This is a genomic window from Mycobacterium sp. NGS68, from assembly GCF_059812195.1.
In genome coordinates this window covers 1-21,680 of record NZ_JCALCE010000040.1, presented here as the reverse complement: position 1 = coordinate 21,680, position 21,680 = coordinate 1, and the positions used below count along the sequence as shown (strand labels likewise).

The following is a 21,680-nucleotide window of genomic DNA, read 5'->3' as shown; positions in this document are numbered from 1 at the left end:
GGCACAAGGGGGGCGCAGCCATGAAGCGTGAAGTTGGAGCCAACCTGCGGGTCACCGTGACCGATCCAACCGCGTTGGAGTTCCAGATCGCGGTCACCTCGCTGCCGGGACTGGACATCAGCGAGTCGCTGACCGCGACCCTTGACGGTCAGCCGATATCGCTACGCGAGATCGCCGGCGACCACGGCAGCCGGATCCACACCGCGCAGGTCGGCGCGGGGGACCTGCAGGTCAAATACGAGGCGACGGTCACCGGCAAGGCCGAGCCACCGCCGGTCAGCGACCTCGACACGTCGACCTACCTGCGGCCCAGTCGTTACGCCGAGGCCGACAAGTTCTTCGGGTTCGCGGCCACCGAGTTCGGCAACTACACCAATTCGGTCACATTGCTCGAGAAAGTGTCGTCGTGGGTGGGCACGCGGCTGAATTACGTACCGGGATCCAGCGATCCGATCGACGGTGCCACCGACACATTGCTGGCCGGTGCCGGGGTATGCCGCGATTACGCACACCTGGTGATCGCGCTGCTGCGTGCCGTCAACGTGCCCGCGCGGCTGGTCGCCGTGTACGCCCCAGGCTGCGACCCGATGGACTTCCACGCTGTCGCTGAGGCCCTGGTCGACGGGCAGTGGCGGGTGGTTGACGCAACCTGCCTGGCACCCCGGCAGACGATGCTGCGCATCTCCACCGGACGCGACGCCGCCGACACCGCCTTTCTGGACAACCACGGCGGCGCTATCAACCTGAACGAATCGGTGATCACCGCGTACACCGAAGGCCCCCTACCTCGCGATTCGGTCGCGGACTTGGTGACGCTGGGCTGACGGCGCGCCGGGACTGGAGTGACGGTCGCCATAGTTAGGTTCCCCCGGCGCTCCCACTGGGTACGCGAGACAGGACCGCTTGCAGACGAAAGGAGCGCAATTATGGCCGACAGTGGACCTGTGGCAGGCATCAAGGGCGTCATCGAGGACGTTATCGGTAAGGCCAAGGAAATCGTTGGGATTGTTATCAACAACGACAGCCTTCGCAACGAGGGCCGCGCCCAGCAGGACAAGGCCCAGGCGCAGCGCGACGTGGCCAAGAAAGAGGCGCAGGCCGAGGCCGCGCGAGGCGCCGCCAGCGCCGCCGAGGCCCGTCAGAAGGCTCGGTCTTCCAGCTAGGTCTTTCGCCTGAGGTGGGGCCGCTTCCCAAGGAGGCGGCCCCATTTCAGTTGTCTGAGCAGCGCCTACTTGCCGGCGTTCAGCTTGGCGACGATGGTCCGGAAGTCCTCGGTCACGAACGACTGGTGTTCGGCCGACAGCGCATAGTCCAGGCTGGCCAGCACCGCGCGTTCCAAATGAATGTTAAGCACCCGCTTGGTGCTTTCCACCGCCTGCTGGGGCAAATCCATGATCTTCTTCGCGCAGGTCACGGCCTCGGCGAACGGATCATCGGCCACGTGGTTAGCCAGGCCAAGTTCGACGGCCCGCTCGGCGCGAATCCTGGTTCCCGTCAACGCATATTCCTTCGCCAGCATCAGGCTGATGTGCAGCGGCCACGTCAACGGCCCGCCGTCGGCGGCCACCAGCCCCACCTGGACGTGCGGGTCCGCGAGGAACGCGTCCCTGGCGATGTAGACGATGTCGCTGAGTGCGACGAGGCTGCAGCCCAGCCCGACCGCCGGCCCATTCACGGCCGCAATCACCGGGATTCGGCAGCGCGCCATGCCGAGCACGATCTCGCGGCCGTCACGAATCGTCTTGGCGCGCAGGTCGGCATCTTCGGCCAGCTCGGCGAGATACGCGAAATCCCCGCCGGCAGAGAAGGCTTTGCCGCTGCCGGTGATCACCGCGGCGCGGGCGGAGGCGTCGTCGGTGAGTCGCTGCCACAACCGCGCGAGTCCGACGTGCAGATTGTCGTTGACGGCGTTGAGGTCGTCCGGTCGGTTCAGGGTGATGATCCGCAGCGCCCCGTCGGCGCGGACGTCGATTTCGCTTGGCATGTCGTACATGTCAGACTCCCAATCCCAAGATGCGCGAGGCGATGATGTTCTTCTGTATCTGCGATGTCCCGCCCATCACGCTCTGGGCGCGGCTGTAGAGATAGGCGCTGAGCAGGTCCGGGTCACGGGTTCCGCCGACGGCCAACGCGGCGTGCCCGACGGACTGCTCCACCCAGGTCATCAACAGCTTGTCCAGTGAGCCCTCCGGGCCGTGGGAGACGCCGTCGAGTTGTTCGGAGAGCCGACGGCGTACGTGGTGCGTCAGCATCTCCGCTTGGACGGCCGCCCAGGCCAGCTCGTCGTCAACGGGACCGTCAGTGCGCGCCACCAACTCCCGGACGAGTTTGTTGTAGCGGGCCGCGTAGCCCAGGGTGGAGGGTTCGCGCTCGTGGCCGACGACGGTCATGGCCACCGCCCACCCGTCCCCCGGGGCGCCGACCATCCGGTCGGCCGGGACCGTGGCGCCGTCGAAGAACACCTGGCCGAATTCGTTGGTGACGCCGTTGATCATCTTGAGCGGACGTTGTTGCACACCAGGCTGTTTCATCGACAGCACGAACGCCGAGAGCCCGCGGTGCCGCTTGGCCCCGGGGTCGGTGCGCGCGAGCAGCAGGCACCAGTCGGCCACGTCGGAGTAGCTGGTCCAGATCTTGTGTCCGTGGATCACGTAGTCATCGCCGTCACGGGTGGCGGTGGTGGTCAGCGACGCCAGATCCGAGCCCGCACCGGGCTCGCTGAACCCCTGGCACCAGCGTTCGGACCCATTGATGATGCCGGGCAGAAAGCGTTGCCGCAGTGCGTCGCTGCCGTGCCGGCCGATGCCGATGACCAGATAGCCCACACTCGGCCGGGGCGGCGCTCCGGCGCGTGCGAGTTCTTCGTCGACGATGACGTCGTACACCGGCGGCAGTTCGAAGCCGCCGTAGTCACGCGGCCACGACAGGCCGAAGAATCCCTCTTCGTAGAGGGCGCGATGCCAGTCCGCCTGCTTGGCCCAGTACTCGTCTCCCGAGCCACCGAACTCCTTGGCGTGCAACGAGACCCAGGACCGCAGCCGGTCGCGGAATTCGGCCTCCGGCGGCGAATCACGAAAGTCCATGGCCGACCTCCTTCAGGGTGACCGGCCACAGCTCGGTCGACGTCAGCGCCCGTCGCAGATACAAGTGGACCAGGCATTCCCAGGTGTTGCCGATGCCGCCGTGCACCTGTACCGCGGTTTCGCATACGGTCCGGGTCGCGCGGGCGCAGTAGACCTTCGCAATCTGGGCGGCCCGGAGCGCTTCGCCCGGATCGAGTTCGTCGACCGCCCACGCCGCATGCCGCAGCACGCTCACCGAACCTTCGATCAGTGCCAGACTTTCGGCCAGCAGGTGGGCGATCGCTTGATACGAGCCGATCGGATGACCATATTGTTCACGGATTTTCGCGTAGTCACAGGCCACGGCGTGCGCACCGCGGGCCGCGCCGACCAGGTCTGCGGCGGTGGCGACCAGCGCGAGGACTCGCCACCGGTCGGCCACGTCGGCCGGCACGTCGCCCAGTGGCTCCGGCGTTCCGACGATGCCCGCACGCGTCCGGGTCAGGTCCGCGCCGGCACCGTCACTGCCGACGTCGGCGGCCAAGACCGTGGTGCCCGACAGCATCAGGGCCCGTCGGTAGCCGCGGGTGTCGACGGCCAGTCCGTCGACCGCGAGCGTCGCGGCGCCGACGTCAGTATCGAGGTGGCGCGCGAGATCGTCCGCCAGTACCGGCCCGAGGAAAGGCGCGTCCACCAGCCGTCGCCCGAATTCCTCGACGACGATGGCCACCTCGACCCCGGACGCCCCGTCCGACCGCAGCGACCGCCACCCGGCCAGCTCAACCTGCTTGTCCAGCCGCGTGATTCGACCCGCGTCGGCCAGGTCCTGCACCGCCGCGGGGCCGAGGTCGTCGGCCAGCTTGGCGGCGGCGTCGCGCAGTTGCTGCTGTTCAGCTGTCAGACGTACATCCATAGCGCTCCTTGAGAACTCGGCGCAGCACCTTACCCGACGGCAGGCGCGGAATATCGTTCACGAACACGACGCGGCTCAGGCGTTTGTAGGACGCGAGTTTCGCGTCCACCCGAGCGACGAGTTCCGCGGCGTCGACCGGACTGTGGGTCGTGACCGCGGCGATCACCGCTTCGCCGTTCGCCCCGTCCGGAACACCGAACACCGCACAGTCTTTGACCGCCGGATGACCGTGCAGCACCGTCTCGATCTCGGCGGGCGCGATCTGGAAGCCGCGCACCTTGATCATCTCCTTGAGGCGGTCGGTGATCCGCAGCCACCCGTCGTCGTCCAGCCAGCCGACGTCCCCGGTTCGATACCAGTCGCCGCACAGCACGTCCGCGGTTGCTTCGGCCGGAAGATAGCCGGCCATCAGGGATTTCGACCGGGCCTGAATTTCGCCTATCTCGCCGCGGCGCAGCGGCACACCGGTTTCCACGGACACTACGCGCAGTTCCACGCCCGGCACCGCTTTGCCGACGGCATCCAGGCGCGGCCCGGTCAGCGGATTGCAGGAGATCACAGGAAGCTCGGTGGTGCCGTAGGCGGGCACCCAGCCGACGCCCGTGCGGCTGGTCACGGTCTCGGCGATGCCGGCGCTGACCGGTGTGGCACCCCACATGATGAACCGCAGCGACGAGAGGTCAAAGGATTCCAGCTCAGGGTGCGCGGCGATGGCCAGCGCGATGGGCGCGACGGCCATTTCGACTGTGATGCGGTCCTTTTCGATACAGCGCAGCATTCGGTCGATGTCGAAGCGTGGGTGCAGCCGCAGCCATGCGCCGCACCGCAGCGCGGTGAGGATGTTGAGCAGGCCCAGGATGTGCGACGGCGGCGTCGCGACCTGGATGCGGTCGCGGGCCGTGAGCCGCAGCGCGTCGCGCCAGTGTCCGACAGCCGCGTCCATCGACGCGTGCGTGTGCCGGACGGCCTTGGGCAGACCGGTGGTGCCGGAACTGAACACCAGCAGAGCGTCGTCGCCCGGCGGCGGCGGTCCGCCCGAAGGTTCGGCGGGGGCGATCGGTTCGTCGAGCTGCAGCATGGGCATCAGGTGCGCCAGCACTGAGTGGTCACCGACGGCATGGGCCGGTTGCGTCAGCGCAAGCGCATGGTCGACCTCGTCGCGCTTCCAGGCGGGGCTGATGAGCACGGCCACCGCGCCCAGCTGCCAGATCGCCAGCACGGCGGCGACGAACTCCGGTCGGTTGGAGGACATCACCGCGACGCGGTCGCCCGCGACAGCGCCGCGTTTGGTCAGCGTCGTGGCCAGTCCCCCGGCCATCGCGACGAGTTCGGGCAGGCTGAAACGCCGCTCCTCGCATACGAGCGCAGTCGGCGCAGTCACGTCCCGTCCTGAGAAGCTTGAGAAGATACTATCGATAAGAGAGAATACTATTCTCTATACTGAAGAACGCAAGTACGGGAGGGGTGGTCACGGTGACGGTCACCCGAATCATCGAGGGGATTCCACGGGTGACGGAACCGTTGAACGGCGGCACTGTAACGATCCATCTCGACCGCAAAAAGGCGACGGTGGCGCTGGTACCCGGCGAAACCCTGTTGGAAAGCGCGCGACGGGCCGGCCTGGACCCGCCGTTCAACTGCGAGGCCGGCAACTGCGGCACCTGCATGGCCAGGCTCAGCGAAGGCCACGCCACGATGCGGATCAACGACGCGCTCGAGGACGACGAGGTGGCCGACGGATACATTCTGACCTGCCAGGGCGTTCCCGATACGCCTTCGATCACGGTGCACTACGAGTAACCGCAGAGAGGCACTACATGGCCAAGGGCATCATCCACGTCGAGACTCGACCGAGTTCGCCCGACCGCGAGCAGGAATACAACACTTGGTATGACGAGGTGCACATACCTGAACTCGTGGCGCTCGACGGAATCGTCGCGGCACGGCGGCTGCGCCCAGTCGACGGCGAGGGTCCATACCTGGCCCTGTACGAACTCGAAGGCGATGACCTGCAGGCGATCCTGGACAATTTGCGTGCCAACTCCAGCCGGCTGCACATGTCCGACGCGCTGCAGCTGGACCCGGCTCCGGTGATGCGGCTGCTCGAAGTGACCAGCGAGTACCACGGCTAAAGCCCACGCCGAACGTGCGGCCAGCCGCACGCTCAGGCGGCGCTCACCCGTCGTTCAGCGTCGGCGGCGGCCGGTAGTCCGGCTGATAGCCGTCGACGTGGATCGGGCTGCCGACGAGGCGGTAATCGCCCGCTGACACAACAACTTCCGGGGTTGCGTCCAGTGCCTCGGGCAACGTCCGGACGGCCGCGGCCGGCACTCCGAGCGGACGCAGCCGCCGCTCCCAGCCGACGGCGGTGTCGGTCGCCAGCATCGCCGTCACGACCGCGAGCACCTCGTCGCGGCGCGTGACACGCTCGGCCATCGTTTCGAAGCCGCCGATACCCGCCTCGGCGGCAAAGGATTTCCAGAAACCGTCGTGGGTGATGAACAGCGCCAGATACCCGTCCGAGGTGGGGAACAGTTGCGCCGGAACGTAGTAGGAGTGGGCGCCATACGGCCGGCGCTGCGGCTCGGTGCCGCTGTTGAGGTAGGCCGAGGCGTGGTAGTTGAGTTGCGACAGCATGACGTCGCGCAGCGACACATCAACCTGACCACCCGTGCCGGAGACGATCTTGGCCAGCAGCCCCAGCGCCGCGGACATTCCGGTCGAGTTGTCGGCCGAGGAGTAGCCGGGCAGGACCGGCGGACCGTCCGGGTCGCCCGTCAGCGCGGCGGTGCCGACGGCCGCCTGAACCACATAGTCGAACGCCGGATCGTCGCCGCCATACAGTCCGAAACCGGTGATGGCCACGCAGACGATCTTGTCGTTCCAGCGTCGCAGCGCCTCGTAGGTGAGCCCCAGCCGCCGGATGGCCGACGGCTTCAGGTTCACCAGCAGCGCGTGCGATTCGGCCACCAGTTCACCCAGGCGTCGTTGCCCCGCATCGGAATTCATGTCCAAACACAGGCTGGACTTGTTGCGGTTCAGGCTGGCGAAATAGGTGTCGCTCACGCTGCGGGAGATCTCGCCGCCGGGCGGCTCGATCTTGACGACGTCGGCGCCGAGGTCGGCCAGCAACATGGTGGCGTACGGCCCGGCCAACATGGTGCCGACCTCCAGGATCCGGATGCCCGACAGCGGCCCATCGGATGTCACCGCAACTCCGTCGCGAGCCCGGCGATCATCTCCCGCGTACGACGTTTGGAGGCGACGAGCTCGTCGCGGTTGTCGCCGATCGGCAGGAGCCGCACCGACAGATCCGTCACGCCGGCGTCGGCGAAGCGACGCATGCGGGCCAGGATCTGTTCCGAGTCGCCGGCGGCGCACAGATCGCCGACGTCGCGTGCGTCGCCGCGATCGAGCAGGCGCTGGTAGTTGGGCGACACCTCGGCCTCACCCAGGATGCGATTGGCCCGCTCCTTGGCCTCATCGACTTGTCCAGCCGCACAGAGGCATACCGGGATACCCGCGACGATCCGCGGCGCGGGGCGCCCCGCGTCGGCGGCGGCCTTGGTGATCTTGGGCGCGATGTGGTCGCCGATCGCGCGCTCGTCGGCCATCCACAACACCGTGCCGTCGGCCAGTTCACCGGCGAGCTGCAGCATCACCGGGCCCAGCGCGGCGACCAGCACCGGCATCGGCGTATCGGCCCCGATTGCCGTCGGGTTGTGCACCGTGAACGAATCATTCTCGACGTCAACGGGTCCCGGGCCGGCGATGGCGGCGTTGAGCACCTCCAAGTAGTCGCGGGTGTACGCAGCCGGCCTCTCGTACGGCAGGCCGAGCATGTCGCGGATGATCCAGTGGTGCGACGGCCCGACGCCCAACGCCAGGCGCCCACCGGCGACCGCGTGTGTCGAGAGTGCCTGTCGGGCAAGGGCGATCGGGTGCTGGGCCTGCAGCGGCACCACCGCGGTGCCCAGCTCGATGCGCGAGCTGTGTGCGGCCATCAACGACACCATGGTCAGGCAGTCGAAATCGTTGGGCACCTGCGGCATCCACGCGGTGTCCAGACCCGCGGACTCGGCCCATTCGATGTCTGAGGCCAGCTTGGCCACCTTGCGGGCCATGTCGCCGCGCTCGGCGCCGATCATCACTCCGACGCGCACGGTTCCTCCAGCGCTGGTTCGGGGGTGCCGGTGAGCGCGCGGATCTCGCGCACCAGGTCGTCAAGCGGGGTTCCGGTGGGGAACACCGCCGCGGCGCCGGCCGCCAGCAGCTTCGGCACGTCGGCGTGCGGAATCGTCCCGCCGACAACGACGGCGATGTCGGCGGCATCTGCGGCCCGCAACGCATCGATCGTGCGGACGGTGAGCGCCAGGTGCGCGCCGGACAGGATGCTCAGGCCGACGACGGCCACGTCTTCCTGTACGGCGATAGACGCGATGTCCTCGATCCGCTGCCGGATTCCGGTGTAGATGACCTCGAACCCCGCGTCGCGCAACGTGCGGGCGACGATCTTGGCGCCGCGATCATGCCCGTCGAGGCCGGGCTTTGCCACCAGCACACGAACGGCCATCAGAACACCACCGGTTGCTGGAATTCGCCCCACACGGCCTTCAGCGTGGACACCATCTCTCCGACCGTGCAATAGGCGTTCGCGCAGTCGACCAGCTTGTGCATGAGATTGTCGGTGCCCTCGGCGCTGCGGGCCAGCGCGGCCAGGGTGGATTGCACTGCGCCACTGTCCCTTTCGGCTTTGACCTTGGCGAGCCGCTTAAGCTGCAGGTCGCGGCCCTCGGCGTCGAGTTCGTAGGTCACGATGTCCGGCTCGGACTCCTGGGAGACAAACCGGTTGACCCCAACCACCGGGCGGATGCCGGCCTCGATCTCTTGGTGCATCGTGAAGGCCTCGTCGGCGATCAGGCCCTGTAGGTAGCCGTCCTCGATCGCGCTGACCATGCCGCCGTGCCGCTCGAGGTCGTCCATGATCTCGATGATCCGCGCCTCGGTGGCGTCGGTCAGCGACTCGACGAAGTAGGACCCACCGAGGGGGTCCGCGACGCGCGCGACACCGGTTTCGTGGGCCAGGATCTGTTGGGTGCGCAGCGCCAGCGTGGTGGATTCCTCGGAGGGCAGCGCAAACGGTTCGTCCCACGCCGCGGTGAACATCGACTGCACGCCGCCCAGTACGGCCGCCATCGCCTCGTACGCCACCCGCACCAGGTTGTTCTGCGCCTGCGGCGCATACAGCGACGCGCCGCCGCAGACACAACCGAAGCGGAACATCGCTGCCTTGTCCGTCTTCGCGCCGTAGCGCTCCCGCACTATCGTCGCCCAACGTCGGCGTCCCGCACGGTATTTGGCGATCTCCTCGAAGAAGTCGCCGTGGGTGTAGAAGAAGAACGAGATCTGCGGCGCGAACTGGTCGATAGTCATGCGGCCCCGTTCCACCACGGTGTCGCAATAGGTGACACCGTCGGCGAGGGTGAACGCCATTTCCTGCACCGCAGTGGCCCCGGCGTCGCGAAAGTGTGCGCCGGCCACCGAGATTGCGTTGAATCTGGGCACCTCGGCGGCGCAGAACTCGATGGTGTCCGCGATCAGCCGCAGCGACGGCTCCGGCGGCCAGATCCAGGTCCCGCGCGACGCATACTCCTTGAGGATGTCGTTCTGGATGGTGCCGGTGAGCTTTGCCCGCGGTATCCCCTTCTTCTCCGCCGCGGCCACATAGAACGCGAGCAGGATCGCCGCCGTGCCGTTGATCGTCATGCTGGTGCTCAGCTTGTCCAACGGTATGCCGTCGAACAGGACCTCGAAGTCGGCCAGTGTGTCCACTGCCACGCCTACGCGCCCTACTTCCTCGCTGACGTCGGGATCGTCGGAGTCGAACCCGCACTGGGTGGGCAGGTCGAGCGCGACCGATAGCCCCGTCCCACCCTGTTCCAGCAGGTAGCGGTAGCGGCGATTGGATTCCTCGGCGGTGCCGAAACCGGAATACTGCCGGAACGTCCACAGCTTGCCGCGGTACCCGGACGCGAAGTTGCCCCGGGTGAAGGGAAACTCCCCGGGCGGCGGTGGCTCCTCGGTGCGATCCTCCGGCCCGTAGACCGGCGCGAGCGGGATGCCCGACGATGTCTGAGCTGCATTATCCATCGTTGAATAACGTACTTGCAAAAAAAGAGAATGCCAATACCGTATCGCTGAGCTGGGCAAACATCACATTACGCTTGCTGTCGACGACGACCGGAGGGTGCGCATGGCGGTTTCTAGGCCCACGCAGGCGGACATCGACGCCGCGGCCGAACATTTTGGTTTCCACCTCGACGCGCAGGCGCGACGGGAATACACGGCGCTCGTCGCGGCCACGTTGACGTCCTACGACGAGGTGGACCGGCTGTATGACGAGGTTGCGCGGCCGGCGGCGCCCGAGCGCGCGTATCGATTCCCGTCGGGCGACGACAATCCGCTCGGCGCCTGGTATGTGACCGCGGACATCTGCTCCGGCGCCGACGGGCCGCTGGCCGGACGGCGGGTGGCGATCAAGGACAACATCGCGGTGGCCGGGCTGCCGATGATGAACGGGTCGCGCGCGGTGGAAGGGTTCGTCCCCGGCCGCGACGCGACCGTCGTCGAACGACTGCTCGACGCGGGCGCGGTCGTTGCCGGCAAGAGCGTGTGCGAGGACCTGTGCGACTCGGGCTCGAGCTTCACCTCCGCCAGCGGGCCGGTGCGCAACCCGTGGGATCCCGCGCGCGAGACGGGCGGGTCGTCCAGCGGCAGCGCCGCGCTCGTCGCGTCCGGTGAGGTCGAGTTGGCCCTGGGCGGCGATCAGGGCGGGTCGGTGCGGATTCCGGCGTCGCTGTGCGGCATCGTCGGGCTGAAGCCGACGCACGGGCTGGTGCCCTACACGGGCGCGTTCCCGATCGAGCGCACGATCGACCACCTCGGCCCGATGACGCGCACCGTCGCCGACGCGGCCCTCGTGCTCACCGTGCTCGCCGGGCCCGACGGCTTGGACCCGCGCCAAGCGGCTGACGTCCCCGTTGCCGACTACCGCAACGCGCTCACCGGCGACGTGGCGGGCCTGCGGGTGGGGGTTCTGGTCGAGGGTTTCGGACAGCCCGGCGCGCTGCCGGCGGCCGAAGAGCTGGTCCGGTCGGCGGCGCGGCGGTTCACTGAGATCGGCTGCGCCGTCAGCGAAGTCAGCGTGCCTTGGCACCGATTCGCGATGCAGGTGTTCAACGTCGTCTTCACCGACGGTGCCACCCATCAGATGATGGACGGCAACGGCTATGGGTTCGGTGTAGAGGGGCTGTATGACCCGGAACTCATGGCACATTTCGCGCGACAGCGGGCCGCCATGGCCGATGCCTTGGCCGTTACCGTCAAGGCCACGGCGCTGGCCGGCCATTACGGCCTGACCAGGCTCGGCGGCGTGTCGTATGCCAAGGCGCGCAATCTGGTTCCCCACGCGCGCGCGGCCTACGACGCGGCGCTGCGCCAGTTCGACGTGCTGGTAATGCCGACCGTGCCCGGGACGGCGGAGACGTTGCCCGAAGGCAGCCCCACGGATCTCGCGCTGCTGGACCGCGCGCTCGGCAAGGCGTTCAACACCGCGCCCACGGACGTCACCGGCCATCCTGCGATCTCGGTGCCCGCGGGCATGCTCGACGGCCTGCCCGTCGGAATGATGATCGTGGGCAAGCGTTTCGACGACGCCGCCGTGCTGAAGTTCGCCGACGCGTTCGAGTCCCTCTGCGGCGGGTTCCCGACTCCTTAGCGCGAGCAGACGCAAAAGCACCCGAAACGGCCCGGTTCTGGGGGCTTTTGCGTCTGCTCGCCATCAAATCCGCTAAGCGCGGCACAAGATTTCGCCGTTGGGTATCGCGAACCAACCATCCGGCGCCGCGGCCCAGTCCAGCCACGCGGCGGAGATCTCCTCCAGCTCGGCCACGCTGGCCATTCCGGAGTCCACCAACTGGCGGGTCAGGTCCGATTGCAGAATCCGGTCCGCCCACATGCCGCCCCACCACGCTCGGGCCTCCGCCGTCGCGTAGCACCACATGCTGCCCGTGGGCGTGACGTCCTCGAAGCCGGCCGCGAGCGCCCACGACAGCAGCCGTCGGCCCGCGTTCGGTTCGCCGCCGTTCGCACGGGCCGCCCGCTGGTAGAGGTCCGCCCAGCGATCCAGCGCCGAAAACTGCGGGAACCAGACGAAACCCGCGTAGTCGGCGTCGCGCGCCGCGACGATTCCGCCCGGCGCGCATACCCGTCGCATCTCTTGCAGGGCCCGCACCGGGTCGGCGACGTGCTGCAGCACCTGATGCGCGTGGACAACGTCGAAGGAATCGTCGGGAAGGTCCAGCGCGTGCACGTCGCAGGTCACGAACGACACGTTCGTCACGTTGCGCGCCTGGGCTTCGGCGCGAGCCAGGTTCAGCGCAGCGTCGGTCTGCTCGACGGCCGTCACCGATCCGGGGGCCACCCGGTCGGCGAGGTCGACGGTGATGGTCCCCGGGCCGCAACCGATGTCGAGCAGCGAGAGCCCCGGACGCAGATGCGGCAACAGGTAGGCGGCGGAGTTCTCCGCGGTGCGTTGCCGGTGACCGCGCAGCACCGATTCGTGATGCCCATGGGTGTAGACGGTCCGGCGTTCGTCGCTCATGACGGCAGCCTACCGCGTCGCAGCCATATATTGAGACAGCAATCTTACTATGTGAGACAGTTAGTCGACCGGCACGTTGAGAATCGGGCGGTCGACGCCGGCGCCGGGACCGTCGAAATGCCACCACTCACCGGAGTAGACCGACAAGCCGCCGTAGGCCATCGCGTCGCGCAACCGCTTGCGGTTGGCCTGCGCCGTCACGCTGACGCCCTGGGTAGCGAAAGCGTTTGCACGCGAGGTGAAGTCGTCGAAATCGGTGCCCATGTCGGCCAGGCACGGCCCGCCCGCCTCTTGCCGCTCGGGCGGGCAGGGCGACTGCGCGAACGCGAAGGTCAGATCCACCGAACGCCCCGCTTCGTGGCTGTGCGCATACTGCCCCGGACGTGCGACCCAGGCGGGGTTCGGGACGACGTTGAACATCTTGACCTGGGCTTCGTGCGGGCGATAGCAGTCCCAGAACACCAGCACCTGCCCCTGCCCGCGCAGGGAGTTCGCGGCGGCGCCGAGACCGGGCGCCATCGACTGGTGCACCAGGCAACGGGCATCGGAAGGATATAGCTGCGTGTGCGTGAAGTTGTTCTTCGTCGCATAGCGCAGGTCGAGGATGGCGTCGGGCACGACGGTGCGGACGTCGACGAAGCCGGCCGCGTGCGCCGCGTCGCTGACCGGGGGTACGGCGGGTCCGGACGGATCACCGACCGCGACCGGCGGCGCGATCAGCCCAGTGCCGACCGCCACCAGAACGACCCGTCGCAAAAGGTTCATTTGGACAGTGTCCGCCAGAGGACGTCGTCGCCGCGGCAGCGCCGCACGTCCGGCCCGTCGAAAATTTCATCTTGCGTTGAAATTAGTTTCAACGTAGCGTGAGACTATGCCTCAAGCGACGCGCACCCTCAATGGCCCCCAGACCACCGGACGGACGTTCCGTAACCTCAGCGAGCCGCAATACGCGATCCGCCGCGAGAACAACGCGGCCATCACCATGCGCGACGGCATCACGCTGCTGGCCGACGTCCATCGCCCCGATTCCCAGGGCCGCTTCCCCGCCCTGCTGGCCGCGTCGCCCTACCCGCGGCAGATGCAGGACCTGGGCGCGCCGGCCGGCTTCATCGAGGCCGGCGCCACGGATTTCTGGGTGCCGCGGGGCTACGTGCACGTGATCGCCAACCTGCGGGGCACCTGCGGCTCCGGCGGCACGTACACGTTCTTCGACGCGCAGGAACGCCGGGACCTCTTCGACCTCGTCGAGTGGGTCGCCGCGCAGCCGTGGTGCGACGGCAACGTCGGGATGATCGGCATCAGCTACTTCGCGATGACCCAGCTCGCCGCGGCCGTCGAGCGTCCGCCGCACCTGAAGGCGATCTTCCCCGTCGCCGCGTCGGCCGATGCGTTCGAGGCCGCCAGCCACCACGGGCTGATGAGTTCGTCGTTCGTCACACCGTTCCTGGCGATGATCGGACTGACCTCCGAACGCAGCGACAAGCTGTGGCGCAGTAAGCCCGTCGGCCTGGCCCGCCGCGTGCTCAATACCCCCCGGCTGCACAAGAAGTTCGCCACCATGAACGGCGAGTCGGCGGTTACCATGCTGCGCCAATTGATCAAGCTGCCGCATGATCCGCACCCGTGGGACGAACTCTGGCTCGACGCCGCCGTCCGGCGGCCGGTCCGCGACGAGTGGTGGGAGGATCGAAACCTGTTGCCGCGGCTCAAGGAAATCGACATACCGGTATACCTGGGTTGCGACTGGGAGAATGTGCCGCTGCATTTGCCGTCGACGTTTGCGATGTGGAAAGGATTGGCGGACAACCCATTCGTGCAGATGGGCATGCTCGGTCAGTACGGCTTGACCTGGCCATGGGAGAGCCTGCACACCGAAGCGCTTGCGTGGTATGACCATTGGCTCAAGGGCCGCGAGACCGGGATTCTCGACGGACCGTCCGTCCGGTACTACCTGCCCGGCGCCGACGAGTGGCGCACCGCGCAGGCGTGGCCACCGTCGGACGCCCCGCACCGCGAATTCGCGCTACGCGCCGACGGCGTCTTGGGCGAAGACGAAGGCGAACCCGGCAGCCGCGAACTCATGGTGCTGGGCGCCGGCCTGGGCCGCGTCAAGCCCAGCGCCATCGATCCTCCGTCGATGCTGGCGTGGACCGGCGCACCGCTGGACACCGACGTCGACGTGGTGGGCGACATCGAATTGCGTCTGGTCGCTTCAGCAACGGCGATCGACACCGCCTGGCTCGTGACGCTGCAGGACGTGGCACCCGACGGCACGACGACCGACGTCACCGCGGGCTGGCTGCGCGCCAGCATGCGCGACGTAGACGAGGCCGCCAGTCGCCCCGGTGCCCCGGTGCTGCCGTGTCGCACTCCACAGGCGGTGCCGTTGGGCGAGGACGTCGTCTACCGAATCCCGTTGGTGCCCAACGCGCGACGGTTCCGCAGCGGCCACCGCATCCGCCTGGTTCTCGCCAGCGACGACCAGGACCCGTCGACCCCGGCGATCATGAACTTCCGGCACGCAAGCGTCGGGACCAGCAGCCTGAACACCGTGCGTTCGGCGTCGCGGCTGCTGGTCCCGGTGCTTGACTAGTGGATCAGTGAGGCAGCCTGGTGCGGCGGCCCGTGACGGCCTCGTAGATCGCGATGAGAACCACGGCGGCGCCCACTCCGATGAAGAACGGAATCCAGGCGATTCCACCGTTGGCATTGTGGTAGCCGAACTGGCTTGCCGCGGCTGACCCGATCAGGCCACCCAGGGCGCCGAGGAGAACCGTCATGATCATGCCGATGCTCTGCTTGCCCGGCATGACGAGACGCGCCACCACGCCGATGACCGCGCCGACGACGAGGGCGAGGACTACTGTGCCGATCATTTTCCGCTCCTGTCCTATCAGCGTCCCGAGTGGACACCAACTTCGAATACGAGTTCCCACGAAGCACCGGGTTGTAACAACCGCTTAGGGTCTTCCGATATACGCCGCAACCGTTGCCGCAGAACCGTTTAGATGTCTCTGGCGGAGGGTAACCGGGGGAAGCATTCGACAACTGTTCATTAGGACGTCCACTAGGAGGGCCGTGCCGTGACCACCTGCGTCTGTCCTGCGTGCGGGTACCCCACGCTGGCCCCTGTGCTGTGCGCCTTCTGCCGTCCCGGCGGGGTGGACAACGTGTTCGGACCGGTATTCACCGCGGCCCCACTGGTTCGCGAGCCCGCTTTCCCCGTCGCGCTGTCGAACTCCTTAGCCAGCTAGCCAACCGGCCCGGGGCCGATGTGACAGGCTGCTCACGTCGGTAAGGGGGTCCCATGGCGTACGTGCGCACGCAGCCACAGGAAATGACGACGGCGGCAGCGCGGGTGGCCGCGATCGGCACGACAATTGGCGACGCCAGCCTGGCCGCGGTGGACAGGACAAGCGGTTTGGTCGCCGCCGCCGCCGACGAGGTCTCCGCGCGGATAGCGACCCTGTTCGACGCGTACGCCGGCGAGTGGCGAACCCTGCTAGGACGGGCGACGGGGACTTACTCGGACTTCGCTCGCACGTTGGCCGCGGCCGGCAGCGAGTATGCCGGCACCGAGGCCGTCGGCGTCGGCGCGTTGGCCGGCCAGTACGTCACGCTCGTGATGGACGGCAGCGGAACGCCGATACCCCCGCAGAGCTTTGTCGACAACATCGTCCGCCGGTACGTCACGCCCAACTTCCCTGCCGGCCTCGCCCGGGGCCTGCCTATGCCGGCGGGCGAATACCCCGATAGCGGCGTCAAGGATCTGCCGCAGGACGTCTCGATTTCCCGGGGCGTTTCGGCTTTGGACCTCGCGATCCAGCAGCAGCTCGCGGCCGGCAACACGGTGAACGTGGTGGGCTACTCGCAGGGCGCCAACATCGCCTCGCTCGAAATGAAGCTGCTGGATCCCGGCGGAACGCCGAGTTCACTGCCGATAAACTTTGTGCTGCTTGGCAACTCGATGAATCCCAATGGCGGCTGGGACGCGCGGTTTCCCGGCCTGAGTCTGCCGACGTTGGGCTTTTCGACGCTCGGCCCGGCGCCCAGCAACGACTTCACGACCAAGGTCTACACGCTGGAATACGACGGCTGGGCCGACTTTCCGCAATACCCGATCAACGTGTTCTCCGACCTCAATGCGGTGGTCGGCATGGCTACGGTGCACACCGGCTATGAAACGCTGACCACGGCGCAGCTCAATTCGGCGATCGCCCTGCCCACGCAGGGGGCCACCACGACGACGTACTACATGATCCCGACGGAGAATCTGCCGCTGCTGGAGCCGGTACGGCTGATTCCGGTGATCGGCAATCCGATCGCGGACGCGCTGCAACCCGTATTGACTCCCTTGGTCAACTGGGGCTACGGCGATCCCGCTTACGGCTGGTCCACCGGACCGGCCAACGTGACCACGCCGTTCGGATTCCTGCCGCCGCTCAGCGACACGGTCGCGCTGGGACCGGCGCTGGTCAGCGGGATTCACCAGGGAATCGGCGCCGTGATCAACGACGTCCACACCGCGGGGTTGGCGTCGTCGCTGCCCGTGGCACCGCCGGCCCTGCCTAGTCTCGCGGATATACAGGCGGCGAGCACACGGATAGCGGACATCGCGGGGAGCACGCTCTCGACGGCCTACTCGACGCTGCTCCCGACGGCGGATATCGCGACCGCGGTGCTGGTCTCGTTGCCGTCGTATGACGTGAACCTGTTCCTGGACGGCGTGCTGCAAATGGTCAACGGCCAGCCGCTCGAGGGCCTGATCAACGCGATCGGGCTGCCGATCGCTGCCGACGTCGGGCTACTCCCCTTCTTGGCCGGTCTGGAGCTGGCGACGCTCGCGGAGGCGGTCGATCCCGGCCTTGCGTAGCATATTGCTACGCTGGTTACAGATTGCTACACGGAGGTCGTCATGGCAGGGACTGCTGATCGCGTCACCCGCTTCGCCCCCGATCTGGTGGAAAGCGCGGCCGTCGAGGGAGCGCGGCAAAGCCGCTCGGCCAAACAGCAGCTCGACCACTGGGCGCGGGTGGGCCGCGCCGTGTCCAGCCAGCACACGGCGGCACGGCGCAGGGTCGAGGCCGCGCTATCCGGTGACTTGGACTTGCGTGAACTCAGCGTCGAGGAGGGCGTGGTGTTCAACGCCGAGATCGCCGCGGCGATCCAGGAGCAGCTCTCAGGCGCGGACTATGGTGCGGTGCTGGCCAGGCGCGGCATCACCACGGTCGCTCTCAACGAGGCCGGCGATATCGTCGAACACCGGCCCGACGCACGCGGGAAGTGACCGCCCCGGTTCGATGAACCGCCTCGATCTCGTCGTCGGGCCCAACGGCGCCGGCAAGTCGACGTTCGTCGAGCTCACGCTGGGTCCTTTGTTACCGCGCAGCGCGTTCGTCAACGCCGACGAGATCGCCAAACAACGCTGGCCCGACGATCCCGCATCGCGTTCCTACGAAGCCGCGCGCGTGGCCGCCGACACCAGGGTTCGCCTGATCGAGCTCGGCCGGTCGTTCATCGCCGAGACGGTATTTTCCCACCCGTCGAAGCTCGAGCTGATCGACGCCGCCCACGCCGCGGGCTACATCGTCGTCCTGCACGTGCTGCTGATCCCGGAGGAATTAGCGGTGCAGCGGGTTGCCCATCGCGTCGCCGCCGGTGGCCACTATGTGCCCGAGGGCAAGATCCGCGGACGCTTCCAACGCCTTTGGCCGCTCGTCACCGCCGCGATCACGCGATCCGACTTGGCAACCGTCTACGACAACAGTGCGTTGCGTGGCCCGCGGATCGTGGCGCAGATGAACGACGGTTTCGTCGTCGGCTCGGCCGCTTGGCCCCCGTGGACGGCGGCGCCGTTGGTGACCCGGTGGCCTGAGCCGGGCTAGCGCGGACCGGGGTGCCCCCGCTGCGTTGCTGGGCGCGCTTCGAATCGCGGACAGGCCTTGGGAGCCCTAGTATTCGGCTAGCGCGGTGCCGTAGCTGCTACGGCCGCAACCAGCGTCGGCAGCGGGCCGCCGCTCAAGAGAACAGGAATCCCCTCATGAAGGCGAGAGTATGGACGGCCGCGGTCGGCGCGGTATCGGCGGCCTTGGCCGCTGGTGTTATGTGGACGGCACCATCGGCCTCGGCCGGCACCCCGTATTGCGATTCGCTTCCCGCCAAGCAGGCCCATGATTGCAACTGCGGTTTCGACTTCAGCCCAGGCAGTCAGGAGTTTCACGACTGCCTGTACGGCAACGCGGCTCCGGCCCCTCCCGCGCAGCCCTAGGGTCGCGCCGCTCGTCGGCCTGTAGCCAGTCCGGCGCACGGCCGCAGTAGTGGCCAGACCAGCTGGACCAAAGCCCTCGGGCGCCGCATGCAGGCGTTGTAGCATCCAGGCACCGTTCGTGCGCTCGGAGGGAGGATCGGTGGGAGCGGACGCGTCCGGCGAGGTCTTCGGGCGCTACCGGCTACTCGAGACGCTCCAATGGGGCGGCACGGGCACGGTCTATCGGGCCTACGACGCGACGATGAGTCGCGAAGTGGCCATTCGGGTGCTTCCTGCAGAGCAGGAGAAACTCCGCGACGACGTCACCCTTGCGGCGCGGCTGAGCAGTCCAAACATCATCCCGATCTATGAGGTCGGCGACGTCGACGGACGGCTTTACCTGGCGATGCCCATGCTCGACGGCATTGACGCCCAAAGCTTGCTCTGTCGCGACGGGCCGATGAATCCAAGGTCGGCTGTGCGGCTGGTCGAACAGGCTGCCGCGGCATTGGAAGCCGCCCATAATTCCGGGCTGGTTCACGGCGATCTGAAGCCGTCGAATCTGTTCGTAGCTTCCGGCGAACTTGTGTACGTGCTCGATTTCGGGCTCGCCGCTCGGAGTTGGCCATACATGGCGCCGGAGCGCTTCGGGCCCGGTCCCGCCGACACCAGCAGCGACATCTACGCGCTGGCGTGCGTGCTCTATGAGTGCCTGACCGGGCAGCAAGCGGTCAAAGGCGACAGCCGCGAACAATTCGTCACCGCGCATTCAGAGGGCGAGGCGCCCAAGCCGACCGCCATTAACCCGGCGATCCCGACTGGATTCGACGAAGTGATTGCGCGTGGCATGGCCAAGAGGCCCGAGGACCGATATCAAACCGCCCGCGAGTTTGCCGTGGCGGCACGAGACGCGCTCGCGTCGCCCGTCGCTGCAGCAGCTAGTCCGGCGGTCGCAGTGGAGTTCGGCCGCTATCGGCTCTTCGAACTGCTCGGTCAGGGCAGCATGGGCTCGGTATATCGCGCCAAGGACACCGCGCTGGACCGCGACGTGGCCGTCAAAGTGCTGCGGCCGGAACTGGCTAGCGAGCCAGGTTATGAGGAGCGGTTTCGCCGCGAAGCCTATGCGGCGGGCCGACTGGCCAGCCCGAACATCGTCCCGATATATGACGCCGGCGAGATAGACGGGCGTCTGTATCTGGTGATGCCGATCATCGACGGCATCGACCTGAACACCGTGCTCCGCCGCGATGGGCAAATGAGCCCGCTCAAGGCGGTCCGGGTTGTCGAACAGGCCGCCGCCGCACTGGATGCAGCTCACAAGGCGGGCCTGGTGCATCGTGATGTGAAGCCGTCGAACCTACTGATTGTCGCCGACGAGTTTGTGTACTTGATTGACTTCGGCCTGGTGCAGGAGGCAGTTGGCACTCGCTTGACCCGCACAAATGTCAACCCGGGGACCCCCGCGTATATGGCTCCGGAGCGCTTCAAGCTCGAGACCGTCGCCGATGCCCGCGGCGACGTGTACTCGCTGGCCTGTGTGCTGTACGAGTGTTTGACCGGGCGCGTACCTTTCGCCGGCGGCGGCGTGGAAGGATTGGCCGCCGCCCATTTGTTCAGCGAGCCGCCCCAACCCTCCAGCGTCGACCCTGCGATACCGGTCGGTTTCGACGAGGTCATCGCGCGTGGAATGGCCAAGGAACTCGACGACCGGTACCAGACCGCGAAAGAACTGGCTGTGGCTGCCCGGGCGGCACTCACCGCCGTCTCGGCTCTGACAAAAACGCCGAAGACCGCGATTGCTTTGCCGGCGGCGCCATCACCGCGTAATCGTCGCCGCGCCTTTGGCATCGCCGCGGCCGTGATCGTCGTCGTCGCCGCTTTCGTCGGGCTCATCAACCTGTTCCCGATCCATTCGAAGGCGCGGGGTCAGATCCTGCTGCCGTTTACCGGTCTGGACGGACCCAGGGGCATTGCGGTCGACGCGCAGGGCGACGTCTACATCGTCGACAGCGGCAACAACCGTGTGCTGAAGCTGGCCGCCGGCTCGACCACCCAGACTGTCGTGCCGTTCGCCGGTCTGGATCATCCCGACGACATGGCGGTCGACCATGCGGGCGACGTGGTGGTCACCGAACCGGGGCGGCACCGGGTGCTGGAGTTGACGGCAGGGTCGACCAGCCCGACCGTCCTGCCGTTCACCGACCTCGGGGAGCCCACGGGCGTAGCGGTCACTTCGAGCGGCCCCCGCGCCGACCGCGCCGTCTTCGTCACCGACGCCGCGCACAACCGGGTGGTGGAACTGCTTACGCATTCGACCGAGCAGACCTACCTGCCGTTCGGCCGATTGGCGGGCCCCTCAGCCGTTGCGGTTGGCGGCGACCGCGCCCTCTTCGTCATCGATCGGGATAACGAGCGGGTGCTGAAACTGCCCCGGACGGCGACGGCCGATACCGTCCTGCCCTACGTGATCGGTCGTCCGGACTGGGTGGCGGTCAACACCGACGGCAACGTGTACGTGACCGACAGCCGCGGCAATCGGGTCCTGAAGCTGGTCAAGGAGTCGAGTACGGCAATCACGTTGCCGTTCAACGGCCTCAACAATCCGCAAGGCGTCGCTGTCGACGCCGCCGGCAATGTCTACGTCGCGGACGCCGGCAATAACCGAGTGCTGAAACTGCCGCCGAGCTGACGCTCTCGGGCGGGATCTCAAATGTCCGCGAAGGCCCTGTGCAGCGCCCGACAATGGCGTCTACCCCTTCAAATTAGCTGTTCGGCGTGCCGCGATTACGCGGACAC

At 67.3% G+C, this 21,680-nt stretch carries 21 protein-coding genes; 10 read left to right on the top strand and 11 right to left on the bottom strand.

Translation table 11 applies throughout. From position 1 onward, the window contains the following. Nucleotides 1-20 precede the first annotated feature (20 nt). Both AC5Y5V_RS27405 and mbp1 read left to right on the top strand, forming a co-directional pair. Complete coding sequence (locus AC5Y5V_RS27405; protein ID WP_499941454.1) at nt 21-824, top strand: transglutaminase-like domain-containing protein; 804 nt, start codon at nt 21-23, stop codon at nt 822-824. Between the two features lie 102 nt (nt 825-926). Beyond that, complete coding sequence (mbp1, locus tag AC5Y5V_RS27400; RefSeq protein WP_499941451.1) at nt 927-1,163, top strand: microaggregate-binding protein 1; 237 nt, start codon at nt 927-929, stop codon at nt 1,161-1,163. A 65-nt stretch (nt 1,164-1,228) separates the two neighbouring features. Here the strand turns inward: mbp1 and AC5Y5V_RS27395 are convergent, their stop codons facing one another. Genes AC5Y5V_RS27395 through AC5Y5V_RS27380 form a run of 4 tightly spaced genes read right to left on the bottom strand, consistent with a single transcriptional unit; the run spans nt 1,229 to nt 5,356 of the window. Continuing rightward, entirely contained in the window at nt 1,229-1,993 is a 765-nt protein-coding gene (locus AC5Y5V_RS27395; protein WP_499941449.1) for an enoyl-CoA hydratase/isomerase family protein, read from the bottom strand. A 1-nt stretch (nt 1,994) separates the two neighbouring features. Then, nucleotides 1,995-3,083 (bottom strand): acyl-CoA dehydrogenase family protein, encoded by a 1,089-nt coding sequence (locus AC5Y5V_RS27390; RefSeq protein WP_499941445.1) that lies wholly within the window; start codon nt 3,081-3,083, stop codon nt 1,995-1,997. Beyond that, nucleotides 3,070-3,975, bottom strand: coding sequence for an acyl-CoA dehydrogenase family protein (locus AC5Y5V_RS27385; protein ID WP_499941443.1), 906 nt, complete (start codon nt 3,973-3,975; stop codon nt 3,070-3,072). The genes AC5Y5V_RS27390 and AC5Y5V_RS27385 overlap by 14 nt, the downstream gene beginning before the upstream one ends. Further along, entirely contained in the window at nt 3,953-5,356 is a 1,404-nt protein-coding gene (locus AC5Y5V_RS27380) for a class I adenylate-forming enzyme family protein (RefSeq protein ID WP_499941441.1), read from the bottom strand. Before AC5Y5V_RS27380 ends, AC5Y5V_RS27385 begins: the two co-directional genes overlap by 23 nt. A 92-nt stretch (nt 5,357-5,448) precedes the next feature. Here AC5Y5V_RS27380 and AC5Y5V_RS27375 point away from each other — a divergent pair, with 92 nt between their 5' ends. Both AC5Y5V_RS27375 and AC5Y5V_RS27370 read left to right on the top strand, forming a co-directional pair. Next, nucleotides 5,449-5,775 (top strand): 2Fe-2S iron-sulfur cluster-binding protein, encoded by a 327-nt coding sequence (locus AC5Y5V_RS27375; protein WP_499941439.1) that lies wholly within the window; start codon nt 5,449-5,451, stop codon nt 5,773-5,775. 17 nt (nt 5,776-5,792) lie between these two features. Then, on the top strand, nt 5,793-6,107 hold the full coding sequence (locus AC5Y5V_RS27370) for a hypothetical protein (protein ID WP_499941436.1): 315 nt from the start codon (nt 5,793-5,795) through the stop codon (nt 6,105-6,107). Nucleotides 6,108-6,150: 43 nt separating this feature from the next. On the opposite strand, the gene AC5Y5V_RS27365 is transcribed toward AC5Y5V_RS27370, so the two are convergent. From AC5Y5V_RS27365 to AC5Y5V_RS27350, 4 genes are read right to left on the bottom strand one after another with little or no spacing between them, the layout of a single operon-like run. Further along, nucleotides 6,151-7,134, bottom strand: a complete 984-nt coding sequence (locus AC5Y5V_RS27365) for a CaiB/BaiF CoA transferase family protein (RefSeq protein WP_499941507.1) — start codon at nt 7,132-7,134, stop codon at nt 6,151-6,153. 47 nt (nt 7,135-7,181) lie between these two features. Beyond that, entirely contained in the window at nt 7,182-8,138 is a 957-nt protein-coding gene (locus AC5Y5V_RS27360) for an LLM class F420-dependent oxidoreductase (RefSeq protein WP_499941433.1), read from the bottom strand. Further along, a complete protein-coding gene (locus AC5Y5V_RS27355; RefSeq protein ID WP_499941432.1) occupies nt 8,123-8,548 on the bottom strand; it encodes a cobalamin-dependent protein in 426 nt (141 codons plus the stop codon). The genes AC5Y5V_RS27360 and AC5Y5V_RS27355 overlap by 16 nt, the downstream gene beginning before the upstream one ends. Continuing rightward, nucleotides 8,548-10,125 (bottom strand): methylmalonyl-CoA mutase family protein, encoded by a 1,578-nt coding sequence (locus AC5Y5V_RS27350; protein WP_499941431.1) that lies wholly within the window; start codon nt 10,123-10,125, stop codon nt 8,548-8,550. Before AC5Y5V_RS27350 ends, AC5Y5V_RS27355 begins: the two co-directional genes overlap by 1 nt. 103 nt (nt 10,126-10,228) lie before the next feature. On the opposite strand from AC5Y5V_RS27350, the gene AC5Y5V_RS27345 reads away from it, so the two are divergent. Continuing rightward, complete coding sequence (locus AC5Y5V_RS27345) at nt 10,229-11,752, top strand: amidase (RefSeq protein ID WP_499941430.1); 1,524 nt, start codon at nt 10,229-10,231, stop codon at nt 11,750-11,752. A gap of 72 nt (nt 11,753-11,824) precedes the next feature. On the opposite strand, the gene AC5Y5V_RS27340 is transcribed toward AC5Y5V_RS27345, so the two are convergent. Both AC5Y5V_RS27340 and AC5Y5V_RS27335 read right to left on the bottom strand, forming a co-directional pair. Further along, nucleotides 11,825-12,637 carry a class I SAM-dependent methyltransferase gene (locus AC5Y5V_RS27340; RefSeq protein ID WP_499941429.1) on the bottom strand — a complete coding sequence of 271 codons (813 nt, stop codon included), beginning with the start codon at nt 12,635-12,637 and terminating at the stop codon, nt 11,825-11,827. 60 nt (nt 12,638-12,697) lie between these two features. Continuing rightward, on the bottom strand, nt 12,698-13,402 hold the full coding sequence (locus tag AC5Y5V_RS27335) for a M15 family metallopeptidase (RefSeq protein WP_499941428.1): 705 nt from the start codon (nt 13,400-13,402) through the stop codon (nt 12,698-12,700). Nucleotides 13,403-13,508: 106 nt separating this feature from the next. Here AC5Y5V_RS27335 and AC5Y5V_RS27330 point away from each other — a divergent pair, with 106 nt between their 5' ends. After that, nucleotides 13,509-15,230, top strand: a complete 1,722-nt coding sequence (locus AC5Y5V_RS27330; protein WP_499941427.1) for a CocE/NonD family hydrolase — start codon at nt 13,509-13,511, stop codon at nt 15,228-15,230. 4 nt (nt 15,231-15,234) lie between these two features. Here the strand turns inward: AC5Y5V_RS27330 and AC5Y5V_RS27325 are convergent, their stop codons facing one another. Then, nucleotides 15,235-15,513: a GlsB/YeaQ/YmgE family stress response membrane protein gene (locus tag AC5Y5V_RS27325; protein ID WP_499941425.1), complete on the bottom strand. Its 279-nt coding sequence runs from the start codon at nt 15,511-15,513 to the stop codon at nt 15,235-15,237. Nucleotides 15,514-15,944: 431 nt separating this feature from the next. On the opposite strand from AC5Y5V_RS27325, the gene AC5Y5V_RS27320 reads away from it, so the two are divergent. From AC5Y5V_RS27320 to AC5Y5V_RS27305, 4 genes are all read left to right on the top strand, one after another. Further along, nucleotides 15,945-17,510, top strand: coding sequence for a PE family protein (locus tag AC5Y5V_RS27320; RefSeq protein WP_499941421.1), 1,566 nt, complete (start codon nt 15,945-15,947; stop codon nt 17,508-17,510). A 42-nt stretch (nt 17,511-17,552) separates the two neighbouring features. Then, on the top strand, nt 17,553-17,924 hold the full coding sequence (locus AC5Y5V_RS27315; protein WP_499941419.1) for a TA system antitoxin ParD family protein: 372 nt from the start codon (nt 17,553-17,555) through the stop codon (nt 17,922-17,924). A gap of 13 nt (nt 17,925-17,937) precedes the next feature. Next, nucleotides 17,938-18,522, top strand: a complete 585-nt coding sequence (locus AC5Y5V_RS27310) for an ATPase (RefSeq protein ID WP_499941417.1) — start codon at nt 17,938-17,940, stop codon at nt 18,520-18,522. 522 nt (nt 18,523-19,044) lie between these two features. Then, on the top strand, nt 19,045-21,573 hold the full coding sequence (locus tag AC5Y5V_RS27305; protein WP_499941415.1) for a serine/threonine-protein kinase PknD: 2,529 nt from the start codon (nt 19,045-19,047) through the stop codon (nt 21,571-21,573). Nucleotides 21,574-21,680: the final 107 nt, after the last annotated feature.

Excerpts from the sequence above, each read along its gene's own strand:
- AC5Y5V_RS27405 (WP_499941454.1), top strand. The coding sequence starts at position 21 with ATGAAGCGTGAAGTTGGAGCCAACCTGCGGGTCACCGTGACCGATCCA.
- mbp1 (WP_499941451.1), top strand. The coding sequence starts at position 927 with ATGGCCGACAGTGGACCTGTGGCAGGCATCAAGGGCGTCATCGAGGAC.
- AC5Y5V_RS27395 (WP_499941449.1), bottom strand. The coding sequence starts at position 1,993 with ATGTACGACATGCCAAGCGAAATCGACGTCCGCGCCGACGGGGCGCTG.
- AC5Y5V_RS27390 (WP_499941445.1), bottom strand. The coding sequence starts at position 3,083 with ATGGACTTTCGTGATTCGCCGCCGGAGGCCGAATTCCGCGACCGGCTG.
- AC5Y5V_RS27385 (WP_499941443.1), bottom strand. The coding sequence starts at position 3,975 with ATGGATGTACGTCTGACAGCTGAACAGCAGCAACTGCGCGACGCCGCC.
- AC5Y5V_RS27370 (WP_499941436.1), top strand. The coding sequence starts at position 5,793 with ATGGCCAAGGGCATCATCCACGTCGAGACTCGACCGAGTTCGCCCGAC.
- AC5Y5V_RS27365 (WP_499941507.1), bottom strand. The coding sequence starts at position 7,134 with ATGTTGGCCGGGCCGTACGCCACCATGTTGCTGGCCGACCTCGGCGCC.
- AC5Y5V_RS27355 (WP_499941432.1), bottom strand. The coding sequence starts at position 8,548 with ATGGCCGTTCGTGTGCTGGTGGCAAAGCCCGGCCTCGACGGGCATGAT.
- AC5Y5V_RS27350 (WP_499941431.1), bottom strand. The coding sequence starts at position 10,125 with ATGGATAATGCAGCTCAGACATCGTCGGGCATCCCGCTCGCGCCGGTC.
- AC5Y5V_RS27345 (WP_499941430.1), top strand. The coding sequence starts at position 10,229 with ATGGCGGTTTCTAGGCCCACGCAGGCGGACATCGACGCCGCGGCCGAA.
- AC5Y5V_RS27340 (WP_499941429.1), bottom strand. The coding sequence starts at position 12,637 with ATGAGCGACGAACGCCGGACCGTCTACACCCATGGGCATCACGAATCG.
- AC5Y5V_RS27335 (WP_499941428.1), bottom strand. The coding sequence starts at position 13,402 with ATGAACCTTTTGCGACGGGTCGTTCTGGTGGCGGTCGGCACTGGGCTG.
- AC5Y5V_RS27330 (WP_499941427.1), top strand. The coding sequence starts at position 13,509 with ATGCCTCAAGCGACGCGCACCCTCAATGGCCCCCAGACCACCGGACGG.
- AC5Y5V_RS27325 (WP_499941425.1), bottom strand. The coding sequence starts at position 15,513 with ATGATCGGCACAGTAGTCCTCGCCCTCGTCGTCGGCGCGGTCATCGGC.
- AC5Y5V_RS27320 (WP_499941421.1), top strand. The coding sequence starts at position 15,945 with ATGGCGTACGTGCGCACGCAGCCACAGGAAATGACGACGGCGGCAGCG.
- AC5Y5V_RS27315 (WP_499941419.1), top strand. The coding sequence starts at position 17,553 with ATGGCAGGGACTGCTGATCGCGTCACCCGCTTCGCCCCCGATCTGGTG.
- AC5Y5V_RS27310 (WP_499941417.1), top strand. The coding sequence starts at position 17,938 with ATGAACCGCCTCGATCTCGTCGTCGGGCCCAACGGCGCCGGCAAGTCG.